This is a genomic window from Mesotoga sp. Brook.08.105.5.1 (genome assembly GCF_002752635.1).
GTDB lineage: Bacteria > Thermotogota > Thermotogae > Petrotogales > Kosmotogaceae > Mesotoga.
Window position 1 is genome coordinate 1 of sequence record NZ_AYTW01000018.1, and the last position, 12463, is coordinate 12463.

8 protein-coding genes are annotated in these 12463 nt (G+C 48.1%); 2 read left to right on the forward strand and 6 right to left on the reverse strand.

Annotated features, from left to right (window positions below; genetic code table 11):
- Nucleotides 1–982: 982 nt before the first annotated feature.
- Nucleotides 983–3070, reverse strand: coding sequence for an MMPL family transporter (locus V512_RS08160; RefSeq protein WP_099829997.1), 2088 nt, complete (start codon nucleotides 3068–3070; stop codon nucleotides 983–985).
- 120 nt (nucleotides 3071–3190) lie between these two features.
- On the opposite strand from V512_RS08160, the gene V512_RS08165 reads away from it, so the two are divergent.
- Together V512_RS08165 and V512_RS08170 are read left to right on the forward strand one after the other, a co-directional pair.
- Entirely contained in the window at nucleotides 3191–3676 is a 486-nt protein-coding gene (locus tag V512_RS08165; RefSeq protein ID WP_099829998.1) for a MarR family transcriptional regulator, read from the forward strand.
- A complete protein-coding gene (locus V512_RS08170; protein WP_099829999.1) occupies nucleotides 3673–4662 on the forward strand; it encodes an NAD-dependent epimerase/dehydratase family protein in 990 nt (329 codons plus the stop codon). Before V512_RS08165 ends, V512_RS08170 begins: the two co-directional genes overlap by 4 nt.
- A 586-nt stretch (nucleotides 4663–5248) precedes the next feature.
- Here the strand turns inward: V512_RS08170 and V512_RS08180 are convergent.
- From V512_RS08180 to V512_RS08215, 5 genes are all read right to left on the reverse strand, one after another.
- Nucleotides 5249–5893 (reverse strand): nucleotidyl transferase AbiEii/AbiGii toxin family protein, encoded by a 645-nt coding sequence (locus V512_RS08180; protein ID WP_099830001.1) that lies wholly within the window; start codon nucleotides 5891–5893, stop codon nucleotides 5249–5251.
- Nucleotides 5857–6141 carry a hypothetical protein gene (locus tag V512_RS08185; RefSeq protein ID WP_133117327.1) on the reverse strand — a complete coding sequence of 95 codons (285 nt, stop codon included), beginning with the start codon at nucleotides 6139–6141 and terminating at the stop codon, nucleotides 5857–5859. Before V512_RS08185 ends, V512_RS08180 begins: the two co-directional genes overlap by 37 nt.
- A gap of 1677 nt (nucleotides 6142–7818) precedes the next feature.
- On the reverse strand, nucleotides 7819–9693 hold the full coding sequence (locus tag V512_RS08205; RefSeq protein ID WP_099830006.1) for an ABC transporter ATP-binding protein: 1875 nt from the start codon (nucleotides 9691–9693) through the stop codon (nucleotides 7819–7821).
- A complete protein-coding gene (locus V512_RS08210) occupies nucleotides 9690–11915 on the reverse strand; it encodes an ABC transporter ATP-binding protein (RefSeq protein WP_099830007.1) in 2226 nt (741 codons plus the stop codon). The genes V512_RS08205 and V512_RS08210 overlap by 4 nt, the downstream gene beginning before the upstream one ends.
- Nucleotides 11915–12385 carry a MarR family transcriptional regulator gene (locus V512_RS08215; protein ID WP_243392329.1) on the reverse strand — a complete coding sequence of 157 codons (471 nt, stop codon included), beginning with the start codon at nucleotides 12383–12385 and terminating at the stop codon, nucleotides 11915–11917. The genes V512_RS08210 and V512_RS08215 overlap by 1 nt, the downstream gene beginning before the upstream one ends.
- Nucleotides 12386–12463: the final 78 nt, after the last annotated feature.

Below are 12463 nucleotides of genomic sequence, written 5' to 3' on the forward strand. Positions count from 1 at the left end.
TTACACAATCTTTTTTACATACTCCCCGTGCAAGTTCATCACGGGATGACTGTCTTTTCTTACTTCACGTCATCCTCATGATTCAGGCCAGGATTGCGATCTTTGGAGCGTTTTAAGACCAGATCCTGATCAGTTGCATATCGGGATGACCAGGTAACTGGATTTGGGGCAACCTCTACGGGAAACTGTCTTTTGTTACTTCGCGTCATCCTGACGCGCTTCTGGCCAGGATCTCGTTTTTTGAAACAGTTGCAAGTGACAAGTTGCGAGTTGTAGAGCAAGAACCAAGAAACTCTCTAAGTCTCTTGAAACGGTCTTCTCGGTGGACGGTGGACCGTTGACGGACAACGTTGTTTTGAACAGCGCTCAGCGAGTCCTTGTTCTTAAGCATACAGCGGATCTTTGAGCGAGAAGACGCCTTGAGTCTGAGATGAAGCTTCGCTTCGAGAAAAACCATTTTTCCTCTATTGCCCGCTTTCAACTATGCGGAGTCTGAGATGAAGCTTCGCTTCGAGAAGAACAATATTCGAGACTACGAAGAATAAGGAGAAAAAGCAGCTCCAATAGCATCACCAGGGTGGGTATTGAGTGTAGGGTCTGGGGTTTGGCGGAAAGAACCGACTGACCCATTCACAATTATCTGATGCTACTGAGAACGAGTAGCTGGCGACGCGTCTTACCGTTGAAGCATGCCCTTAATTTTACTCACTTTGTCATCCTCACTTGATCTTGGTCACAATCTGGGCGGTGGGTCTCGGTTACCGAAGAATGGTGAACCAACAACGGACAACTATTTCTTCTGCTTGCAACTGACAAAATGAAACTTGGAACTGTTCTTTCCGGTGGACGGTGGACCGTTGACGGTCAACGTTGTCTTCAGCAGCGCTCAGCGTATCTTGGCACACCGGAACCTTGTACCTACTACGCTACCGGCGCTTGCGTCATCAGTCTGTCTTTCATCTCGCTATTTTATGAAGAAGAATCAATTCGTTGACATCTTCCATTTGGAGACAATTTTCGGTATGATTGTGAGAGTGAGTATGGCGCCGGTGACCATTCCTATGGCGAGAAGCAACCCAAGTCCTGAGAACAACTTTAAAGGCGCAAATACCAGCGATGAAAAGCCTGCAGCCAGAGCTATTGTATTGGAAAGTATCGCCGGTCTGACCTCTTGTCTTGCCCTGTAGATATCTTTGGTCTCTATGAATCTGTTGATCAGGTGAATCGCGTAGTCTATTGTCATTCCGAGAAGTACCCCGGAAACGATAGCAGTAGAGATTTCCAGCTTTATGCCCAATATCGCCATATAAGAGAAGTTGAAGAGTACAGACAAGGCGATCGGAAGGACAGACACTAGAGCCAGTTTGAATGACCTGAAAACGACTATGAGGAGCAAGGTGATGACTACTAGAGCCCATAAGATTGTGCTTACCTGACTGCGCAATATTTCGTTGTTCACCCCGGAGATTATCAACAGCGGCGAAGCAACGTAAGGACTATACTGCTGATAATCCTCTAGAATTTCCTTCAAGTCATCTTCGAGACGCTGGGAGCTTACTGCGTCGGTATTTGGAGTCTTGACGAGTAAGCGCAGCGAATTGCCGACCATATATTGCTGCACGGGCAGATCGCCGTTGCGAGCAGCTATCTGGAGTATTGGAAGGGGGATTCCGAAAGCACTGGAAACATCCATTATGGATGAAACGCCCCTGACTTCTTCGAGCATGTTAATGTCGGAAATGAGGTTCGAAATGATTTGTGCATCTGCGCCTGTGTAGAGGCTGTTCTTGTCAAGAATGACGTAAAAAGGCATGTTCCAGCCGAACTCATCTTTTATGGTTTCGGCTGATTTCACGATTGAGGAACTCTTCTCGAAATAGTCGAATTGGTCGAAGTTCCGCTCGATTTTGGAAATCAGAAATGGCGAAACGACTGCGAAAGCAATTATAGCTATAAGTGCAACCATTTCAATCTTCTTTGCCTTCTCTCCTGTCGGACCCTTGAACCTCAGTCTTCTATTCACCGCCGGGAGGTCGATGAAATAGAGAGCGGCAGGAAGAGCTATGAGAACGAGCGCCGAACTCATCATAATACCGATAGAGACCATAATTCCCAGTTGCCTGAAGGCCTCCAGACTGCTCACCAAGAATGTTAGAAAGCCGACTGCCGTTGTAAGCGCCGATAGGAAGACGGGGATGAGCTCCTCATGTACGGTTCGCTTCAACGCGAGATTTCTATCCAGAAACTTTCTGTTAGTGATGTATCGATCTACGAAATGGAGCCCATAAGACGAGGAGATTATAACTATGAAAAGACCCACCGTTGAGGTGAGAATGTTGATATCCAAGCCTATCATCACGCCGAAGCCGTAGGCCCAGACAGCCGCGATGATTGATAGAATCGAAGGGATGACTGCTGCCCGAATGCTTCCGAGCCTCAGGAAGTAGATGAAGCAGATTAGGCCGAAGAGAATTGGGGGATATACAACCAAGAGCGACAGTATTGAACCGTAGAGCTCTTCATCGATAATCGGCTCTCCGCTGGCGTAGAACTCCATGCCCTCCAGCGACTCGCCTGCAACTTTCAGGATCGTTTTGACATCTACGCTCTCGGTTACATTTATAGGAATGAGCGCGACCTCTCCATTCTCGTCTAGAAGGTTGTCGAGATAGAGCGGGTTCTGCAGAATCTCGCGAGCGTTATCCTTGGGGATCCCTTTCTCGAAATAAGGTTGGACGTTTGTCCCACCAATCAAACTAATCTTTGCCGCATCCTGATAGGAGTTGTAACCCACCACTCCCTCGATCGTAGAGAGCTTTTGCAGGAAATCATAAATCATTAGTGAATTGTCTTCCTTGAAGAGACCGTCTGTCTTAAGTACAATGATAATCTGCTTTTCACTTCCGAAAAGATTCTCCATCATTCTCATGTTTTCTCTCGAAGGAGATTTCTCTGGTAGAAGAAATTCGCTTGAAACGTTTATTTCAACTCTTAGAATGAAGAGCCCCATTACAATCGTGATGACGGCAAACAGAGTTATTATTAGGATAGAGTTCCTTCGGCTAATCATATGGATTGCCCCCTTTAAAGAATTGTACTATGATTTCTTTGAAAGTTATGTTTATGTATAGTAAAATATCTAAACCATTAATTACTTAGACTGTTATAATTACTTCACAGGAGGTGCACAATGAATGCAGAAGGCGAGGGAATAAGTCCTGAAAAGATACTTGAGTCTGTGTTTGATCTGGTCAGGAACTTCACAAAGTTCTTTTCTTTCACCATAGAGGCCGAAGAGATGAAGACAATCGAGCTCTATATCCTTTTGTTTGTTGCGCTCAAAGGGCCCCGGAGCATGTCCTCACTTGCGAAGGAGTACTCGATGACAAAGAGCAATATCACCGTTCTTGTGGACGATATGGAGAACAAGGGCTATCTTGCCCGTGTCCGTTCTGAAGAAGATAGACGGGTGATAATGATTACACTAACCGAGCGTGGCAAGGCTTTCTTTGAAAGCTTTTTGGCGAACTTTTCCAAGTTGATCTCCACGTTCATAAAGAAAGTTGGTTCCGAAGACCTTGCGATAATCACCGAAGGGTTCGAAAGAATCACTCGGATCGTCATAGACGAAGAACTCGTGAATTCCGATGAAGGGAGCAGAGTTGATAAGTCATGATACTAGTAACCGGTTCTACGGGGCATGTAGGCAACCTTCTCGTCAGAGAGCTTGTCAACCACGGTGAAAGTGTGAGGGCTGCTGCTCTGCCCGGTGAAGACACCTCGATGATCGAGCAGGAGGGAGTGGAGATACTCCATGGCGATATACGCGACAGGGAGTTTGTGGTCAGAGCCTGTGAAGGAATCGATACAGTCTATCATCTTGCCGCGCTCATATCCATAATGCCCAACATGAAGAAACAGGTGAGAAGCGTCAACGTAGGCGGCACGGAAAACGTGATTCACGCGTGCAAGGTTCAGCGGGTGAGAAGGATGATCTATACAAGCTCTATTCATGCCTTCACCGAGCTGGAGCCGGGAAGCACAATAGATGAAAACGTGCCGTTCAATCCGGCCCGCACTAGCGGGGTCTACGGGAAATCCAAGGCCGAGGCCGTGCTGAGCGTACTAACTGCAGCCAGGGAAGGTCTGGACGCAGTCGTGCTCTGCCCTACGGGAATCATAGGACCTTTCGACTACAAGCTTTCCGAAATGGGAAACATGATAAGGCTCTTCGCAAGCGGTAAGTTGAGAGTCGGGATCGATGGCTCTTTCGACTTCGTCGATGTCCGCGATGTGGTGAGTTCGGAGATCGCAGCTTCGAAAGTGGCAAAGCCTGGCGAGGTCTACATTCTCGGCGGAGAGTGCGTAACGATACAGGAGCTTACGGACATGCTGCACCATATAACCGGTAGAAAGAAAACCTACACCTTCTTGAAAAGTACTAGCGCTTACGTCCTTTCGGCCCTGAGCACACTGTATTACATGATCTCGAAGACCAAAGCCTGTTTCACCCCTTATACAGTACACACACTCACCAGAAACTACAAATATTCTCACGAGAAAGCTACGAAAGTATTGGGCCACAATCCCAGAAAGGTCCCGGAATCGTTAAGGGACGCCGTCGAATGGCTATCCGAGTACGGCACGATAAAACTGCGGTGAAAGCTCAATTCGGCAGGTCAGATGTAGATCATCCCACCTGGCAAACTCCAGTCTTATCTATTATTCAATGCACGAGAACCCATTCTTGAAAAGAAGAAAAAGCTTCTGAATATCTTTCTCTGATTCCTTTTCGTCTATCCTGTTGAGCTGAACCAAAGCACCCCTGAATGAGACGTTCATCCGACGCTGTGCGCCCAGGTTCTTGGTCTGAGGGGATGTAAGAGGCAGAGGGAAGAGGTTGGAAGAGCGGGAAGATCTTGATCTTCTTACCTCTAACCTCATTCCTGTCGCCTCTATAGGGTTTAGAGAGCGCGCGATACGGGCCAGATGAGACCCCTCAGAATCCCTGAACAGGAACCCCAAACAGAAGCATATTGGGGCAGGCTCTACTGGATGACAAGGTGAAGGGCTTCCTGAACATCCACAGTTATATTGGGAGGCTTCCTGAACATCCATTATAATGAGGTTATCAGCCGACGACCCTCATTGTCTTGTTCCAAACGCAATTGGCAAGTTCTATAGAATCTCCGTGAGGCGATACCATTCAGGATCTGAAAATATGCAAAAATTGCGAAGAAGCCTTTACTTAATTATGATCAAGTCTAACTAAGCTCTTCGCTACATCGAATAGCTCTTTGCTTTTTACTTTCAGAGATTGCTTGACTTCTTTCCAGGTAAGGACTGCTCCTAATGGATCTGGGGAGTCCTCTACATCATTGAAAAAGGCTACAGCCCTTACTATATGGTACAGATCGACTTCTCTACCATACTTCTTGACAAAAGCTTGAAGAACTCTTTCCGAAGACTCTCTCTTCAGGATTTCTGCGAGATCAAAGTAGTCCTTTTTCTCTGCTCTTGCGGCGATAGCGCTAAGCTTCATGGCGGCGATATCGATTACCGAAGCCACATCCAGAGACCCATACTTGTTGAAAGGTTCAATTAGTGCATAATGGTATTCAAAAAAGCTTGCTCGAACACCGTCAATTTCAGCTTCAAGGGTCCCTGTCTGAACCCTTACTTTCTCCACCAAAACACCAAACTGCTTCAAATACTCCAGCAATACTTCTGGCCAATAAGGCTGAGCTGTAAAGAAATCCAGATCGAAACTCACACGGTGTTCATAGTACATCGCCAGAGCCGTGCCCCCTGCAAGATAAAAATCAGTGAGTTTACTCTCAAGAATATTTAGAAGATTCAGCGTCTTTGATGAGAGTTTTCCGCTTCTAAGCATCTAATTATCTCCGATCTAGGAATATTCAGAATAAGGCTCCAGAAATTTGCGGTCGCCCTGCCGATTATTCTGCTTCTTCTAACTACCCCCGCGATCTCGGCTGAGTCATATTCAGAGAGAAGATTGACAACATCCTCCATCGTTCCGTACTCCAGAACCCTGGAGATGATGAAGAACTTGTCCTTCTCCTTATCAAGTTCTCTAACATTTACATCCCAGAAACATGTATTCCGCAAGTTTAGAGCCATATACTTCACCAAATCAATTCTATCATTTCAAGCTTCACAAACCTTCCAACTTCCCTGTAAACCTCCTGCTGTGGAGATCTCTCACAACCGCCATCTCGTAGAGCCTGCCCTGATGTATGCGCCTGTTCAGGGTACCTGCATGGGATGTCGCATGTAAGAAGCGCTATACACTAACAACAAGAACGCGCTGAGCGCTGAAAGGCCCGCTTGAAAAAACGCTGCTTGCTGCTCAAAACAACGTTGTCGGTCATCGGTCCACCGTCCATCGAGAAGACCGATGTCTGACAATCTCTATGCCCTATTTCTGCAACATGCATCTGGAGCATGGACCCGTCCTTGGAAGAGCGGGAGAAAAGCAGTTCTTAGTTCAGACGCTGTGCGTCCAGGTTCTTCGCAAAGAGAGAAGTTCATTATTCTGGTGCTTTGCACAAAAAGTTCTTCGTTCCGACACTTCGTGTCCAAGTTCCTGGTACGAACCGGATCTCGGGTATTGGGTCTCGGGTCTCGTAAGGGCATTGAGAGACGTCCGTCGTCCAACGTCCAAGAGCATGGACCCGTCCTTGGAAAAGCGTTACGAGGCGAGGCCGACTTCGTCGGTAAGTGATGCTGCTGCACAGGAAGTGATGCGCCGAAAGATCACCGGCGAAAGTGATGCTGACGCTTACGCGCCAGGAGGCAAAAAGCGTTAGTCTGCTTACGCAGGACGAAAGGCTGGCGAAGATCAAAGAGACGCTGAGCGCTGAACGCTGGGTAGACCATGGACCCGCTGGGAAGATCAAAGAGACGCTGAAGGCCGTACGCTGGGTAGAGCAAAGCAGCAGGAAGAAAGGTCAACGGTCCACCGTTCTCCGAAGGGAGAGAGCAGTTGCAAGTTCCAAGGTGCAAGTTGCAAGAATTAAAAGAACGGTTATCCTCTTTCGGGGGTGCCTTATCCGAGAAGACCGGAGCCGGAGAGCGAGAAGACGCTTTGAGTTTGAGATGAAGCTCCGCTTCGAGAGAAACCATTCAAAACTATGAATAGCAAAGAGAAGGGAGATCCGCATAGGAGATCTGAATGGGTGCCTGAAACAGAATGCCTGAACAGGCAGTTTTCAGAACAGACTCTACGGGATGACTGTCTTTTCTTACTTCAAGTCATCCTCGTGGTCCAGGCCAGGATCTCGATCTTTGAAACAGTTGCAAGTGACAAGTTGCGAGTTGAATAAGAAACGGTTATCAGTTATCGGTTCGCCGTTCTCCGATAGTATCAAAAGATCGTTCCGGCGCGTTGCGCCCAAGTTCCTCGTTCAGGAGCTAGGAGCTTTGTTCTTGTTTCATAAGAGCGGGAAGGTACGAGATAAAGAGAGAGAAAGAGACAGAGGGGAGAGTTCTCGTCTTCTCGTGAGCGAAGCGAACGGCTCGACATTGCTCTTTCTCGATTGATCTTATCGGAGGACGGGTCCTTGCTCTTGGACGGCTGACGGAGGACTTCTCATCAAAGCGTACAGTGGCTCTTCCAGCGATCAGCGGGTTCACCGTTTTTAAGCGTGCAGCGGATCTTCAGGGCGAGATTTCGTACACGAACACTACGGATGACAGTGTTTATAGTTCGGGAGAGCGAAACATGTCAGAGATAGAAAAAGGCGGGCTACTTCGCCCGCCGGATCGGTTTAGTGTTGAGATTTATTTCTCTCTTGCTTATACAGCCTCTACAAAGTCGCTTTCGAACTGACTGGTGTAAAGCTCGGCGTAGAACCCACCACGTGCAAGAAGTTCTTTGTGGGTTCCCTGTTCGACGATGTCGCCTTCGTTCATGACGAGTATGAGGTCGGCATCTCTTATTGTTGATAGTCTGTGGGCAATCATGAAGCTTGTCCTGTTTTTCATAAGGTTTTTCATGGCTTGCTGTATCAGGGCTTCCGTTCTTGTGTCGACTGAACTTGTTGCTTCGTCGAGTATGAGGACCTTTGGATCTGCCAGGATTGCCCGGGCTATCGTTATCAGCTGCTTCTGGCCTTGCGAGATGTTGCTCTGCTCTTCGTTCAGCACGAGGTTGTAGCCTTCGGGGAGGGTGTGAATGAATGACTCGACATGAGCAGCCTTAGCCGCTGCCAGTACTTCTTCATCTGTTGCGTCAAGCCTTCCGTATTTTATGTTGTCCCAGATGCTGGCGTTGTAGAGCCAGGTGTCCTGGAGCACCATTCCAAAGTTTTCTCTCAGGTCGTGCCGGGTGTAGTCTTTTATGTTGTGGCCGTCCAGGAGTATTTCTCCGGAGGTGACATCGTAAAAGCGCATCAGGAGTTTGACGATTGTCGTTTTTCCCGCTCCCGTGGGTCCGACGATGGCTATATTGTGTCCCTTGTCTACCTCGCAGGAGAAGTTTTTTATGATTGTCTTTTCCGGGACGTATCCGAATCTGACATTTCTGAACTCAACGTGGCCGTGATGATCAACCCCTTTGACGGGGTTCGTTGTCTCTGGTATTTCCTCTTCCTCTTCCAGAAATTCAAAGACTCTCTCTGCTGCCGCAGCCGTCTGCTGGAAGACGTTCATGATATTGGCGATCTGAGCGATAGGCTGAGTGAACGACCTCACATACTGTATGAAGGCCTGGATGTCACCGACCGTGATCATATTTCTGACGGCAAACCAGCCACCCATTATGGTTATGAGGACGTATCCGAGATTGCCCACAAAGGTCATGATAGGCATCATCATACCGGAGAGAAACTGGGATTTCCAGGCGGAGTCGTACAGTTCAGCGTTCAGTTTGTCGAAGGTTTCTATGCTTTTCTCTTCTCCGTTGAAGGCCTTTACGACGACGTGACCACCGTACATCTCCTCTACGTGGCCGTTTACCTTTCCGAGATACTCTTGCTGCTTCTTGAAGTATCTCTGAGACAGCTTAACCACAAAGGCGATGAGTCCCATCGAGACAGGCAGTATTAGCAAGGCTATCAGCGTGAGCTGCCAGCTTATCGTGAACATCATTATGGTGACCCCGACTACTGTCGTGATGGACGTTATGATCTGGCTCAAACTCTGGTTTAGCGTTCTGCTTATGGTGTCGACGTCGTTGGTTACCCTTGACAGGACATCTCCCTGGGAGCTCTTGTCGAAGTATTTGAGGGGAAGCCTGTTTATCTTATGGGAGATTTCCTCCCTGAATTTGTATGTGACCTTCGCAGATATGCCCGACATTATCCATCCCTGGATATACATAAACAGAGCGCTAAGTGCGTACAGTCCGAGAAGAATAAACATGGTTCTAGCTATCGAGTCGAAGTTTATTCCTTCGCCAGTTCCGGTGATCTTGGCCATTATTCCTTCGAAGACTTCCGTTGTCACCGTGCCGAGTATCTTTGGCCCCATGATGGAGAAAAGAGCGCCGGCCGCTGCGAAACAGAACACTATGATTATCAGGATCTGGTACTTCTTAAGGTATTGAACGAGTTTTTTCAGCGTTCCTCTGAAGTCTTTGGCTTTCTCTCCCGCACGCATCATGCCGGGGCCCATCGGACCTCCGCCGCGACCTCGATGACCTCTACCCTTTTCTCTGTTATCACTACTCATGCTAATTCTGCCTCTGAAAGCTGTGATTGTGCGATCTCTCTGTATATCTGACAGCTTTTCATCAGTTCGCGGTGCTTGCCGATTCCAACAAGGTTGCCCTCGTCAAGAACAAGTATCTGATCGGCGTTTTTTATCGTCGCAATTCTCTGGCCGACTATTATCATCGTGCTATCTCCCGTTTCCTGCTTCAGTCTTCTTCTCAGCGCAGCGTCTGTCTTGAAGTCAAGTGCAGAGAAGCTGTCATCGAAGAGGAGTATTTTCGGTTTCTTCAGCAGCGCCCTAGCTATGGAAAGCCTCTGCTTCTGCCCTCCAGATACGTTCGCGCCACCCTGGGAAATGGCTGCGTCATATCCTTCTTCTCTCGCGGTTATGAATTCGTCGGCCTGGGCGATTTCGACAGCCCTTTCAATTTCTTCTTCAGAGGCCGTCTCATTGGCATATCTCAGGTTGGATTCTATGGTTCCGCTGAAGAGTACACCCTTCTGGGGGACGTAGCCTATCTTTTCTCTCAGTTCATGCTGGTTCACTTCCCGGATGTCTATTCCGTCAACAAGCACCTGGCCGCCGCAGACATCGTAGAACCTCGGTATCATGTTCAGCAAAGTCGACTTTCCCGAGCCGGTCGAGCCTATAATCGCCGTCGTCTGTCCGGGAAGGGCTGTGAAGCTTATGTCGTTCAGGATATTTTTCTCGGCTCCCGGGAAACGGTAGCAGACGTTTTTGAACTCGACAGTTCCCTTGAAATCACTGCCGAATTTCTTCGGGTTCTTGGGGTCTTTTATCTGGGGATCAACCTCTAGGATTTCAGAGACTCTACCTGCCGAAACGGAGGCCCTTGGGATCATGATGAACATCATCGTCAACATGAGGAAGGCGAAGATGATCAACATGGCGTATTGTATATAGGCCATCATGTCTCCAACCTGCATCGTCGAAGCCTCTATCTGGTGCGCGCCCACCCAGACGATGAGGAGCATGGTCCCGTTCATAACAAACATCATCGCCGGCATCATCACTACCATCACCCGGTTTACGAATAGGTTGGTTCTTGTGAAGTCCTTGTTCGCGGAGTCGAATCTCTCTTCTTCAAACTTCTGGGTGTTGAAGGCTCTGACGACCATGAGGCCGGAGAGGTGTTCCCTTGTAACGAGATTCAGCCTATCGATAAGCTTCTGCATCTTCTTGAATTTTGGAAGGGCTATGACGAACACGATTCCCACAAGGCCTAGCATTATGATGACGGCGAGCGCTATGATCCAGGACATGGAGGTGCTCTTCTCGAGAGCCCTCATGACTCCTCCGACACCAATGATTGGGGCGTAGAATGCCATTCTAATTATGAGAACAATCACGAGCTGTATCTGGGTAATATCATTTGTCGTTCTAGTTATGAGCGAAGCCGTAGAGAATCTTGCAAATTCAGAGTTCGAGAAGTTTTCGACTTTCTCGAAAACGTCTCTTCTCATCGATCTCGCCGAGGCGGCAGCTATCTTCGAGGCGATGAAGGCGACCATGATGGTACTCAGCGCGCTAAGCAAGGTCACGAGAACCATGACTAAACCGGTGCGGAGCACATAGCCGCTCTGCAACTTTTCGGTGTCCACGCCAAGCTCCTCGTAGATTTCCTTCACGGAAAGTGCACCCGACTGGTTGACGATGTTTTCACCCATGACTTCGACCATGCTGTCAACCTGACTTAGCATTTCGAGCCTCTGGGCCTCCGGCATGAGCCGCAGCAGCAGGAAGACGTTTGCACCTTCGGGGATGTTGAAGCCGTCCGGGGGCGAAAAGGTCCCAGCTGCCCCGGTCATGCCGTTCTTGATTCCAGAATACGCCATGAGGGCTTTGCCGAAGAGCAGATTGAGAGCCTGTCGGTCTTCAATCTCTTCACTTTTCAGGACGTAAACATCTTTGCTCTCCAGCAAAGGGTACTTCTTGAGGTTTTCTTCATAAGTCGCCGAGTCTTTGTTTATAAGATCGTAGTAGCTCAGGACTTGTTGCCTCTCTTCTCCGCTCATGAAAAGCGAGACATTATCGAAGGCCTCTTTGCTTATGGCCTCAGGAATAGCGTCTTCGATACCGCCCTGCTGAATACCGACGTTTACGATATTCGACATGTAATCTGGAAGGGCCAATTCTGCCATTGCCTGAACAAAGAGCAGCGCCACCGCAACGATGATGAAGACAGTATAGGGTTTAAGGTATCTTATAAGTTTGAGCATCAGCTTAGTCCTCTTTCTTCGGATTCTTGCGATTCTTCGAGTATCCTCTCCAGCTTCTCAAGCCCTTGCATGATAGAATCAAGGTCTTCTTCAGTTGCCGTAGACAATGTCCTTCTCATCTTAAGGGCAAAGGCATTGAGCTGTTTCTTCACGGGTTTGCAATACTCTTCCGCAAGACTTATCATAACTATTCGCCTGTCCTCTTCGCTTCTCTTTCTTTTGACGATCTTCTTTTCGACGAGTCTGTCGATTATCCCCGACACCGTGCTGTTTGAGAGATCTAGCTCCCTGCTTATATCGCTCATCTTCATATCGCCGTATTGGTTGAGCACTCTCATAACAAGGATCTGGGATTGGGTTACGTGCATCTTCTTGAAATCCCTTTCGAAATTCTGCTTTATGAGAGACACGATCCGCTTGATCGCTGTCAGCATCTCTTCTATTCTTGAGCTTTCTTCCAACAGAACCACCTTCTTCTTACATTATCAGAACTTTCGCGTCCGAATACTCAGAGTCCGAATATTTCGTATGCGAAATATATTGTACTG

What these genes read in the sequence shown, in the direction of transcription:
- V512_RS08160 (WP_099829997.1), bottom strand. Translation starts at nt 3,070, where the DNA reads ATGATTAGCCGAAGGAACTCTATCCTAATAATAACTCTGTTTGCCGTC.
- V512_RS08165 (WP_099829998.1), top strand. Translation starts at nt 3,191, where the DNA reads ATGAATGCAGAAGGCGAGGGAATAAGTCCTGAAAAGATACTTGAGTCT.
- V512_RS08170 (WP_099829999.1), top strand. Translation starts at nt 3,673, where the DNA reads ATGATACTAGTAACCGGTTCTACGGGGCATGTAGGCAACCTTCTCGTC.
- V512_RS08180 (WP_099830001.1), bottom strand. Translation starts at nt 5,893, where the DNA reads ATGCTTAGAAGCGGAAAACTCTCATCAAAGACGCTGAATCTTCTAAAT.
- V512_RS08185 (WP_133117327.1), bottom strand. Translation starts at nt 6,141, where the DNA reads ATGGCTCTAAACTTGCGGAATACATGTTTCTGGGATGTAAATGTTAGA.
- V512_RS08205 (WP_099830006.1), bottom strand. Translation starts at nt 9,693, where the DNA reads ATGAGTAGTGATAACAGAGAAAAGGGTAGAGGTCATCGAGGTCGCGGC.
- V512_RS08210 (WP_099830007.1), bottom strand. Translation starts at nt 11,915, where the DNA reads ATGCTCAAACTTATAAGATACCTTAAACCCTATACTGTCTTCATCATC.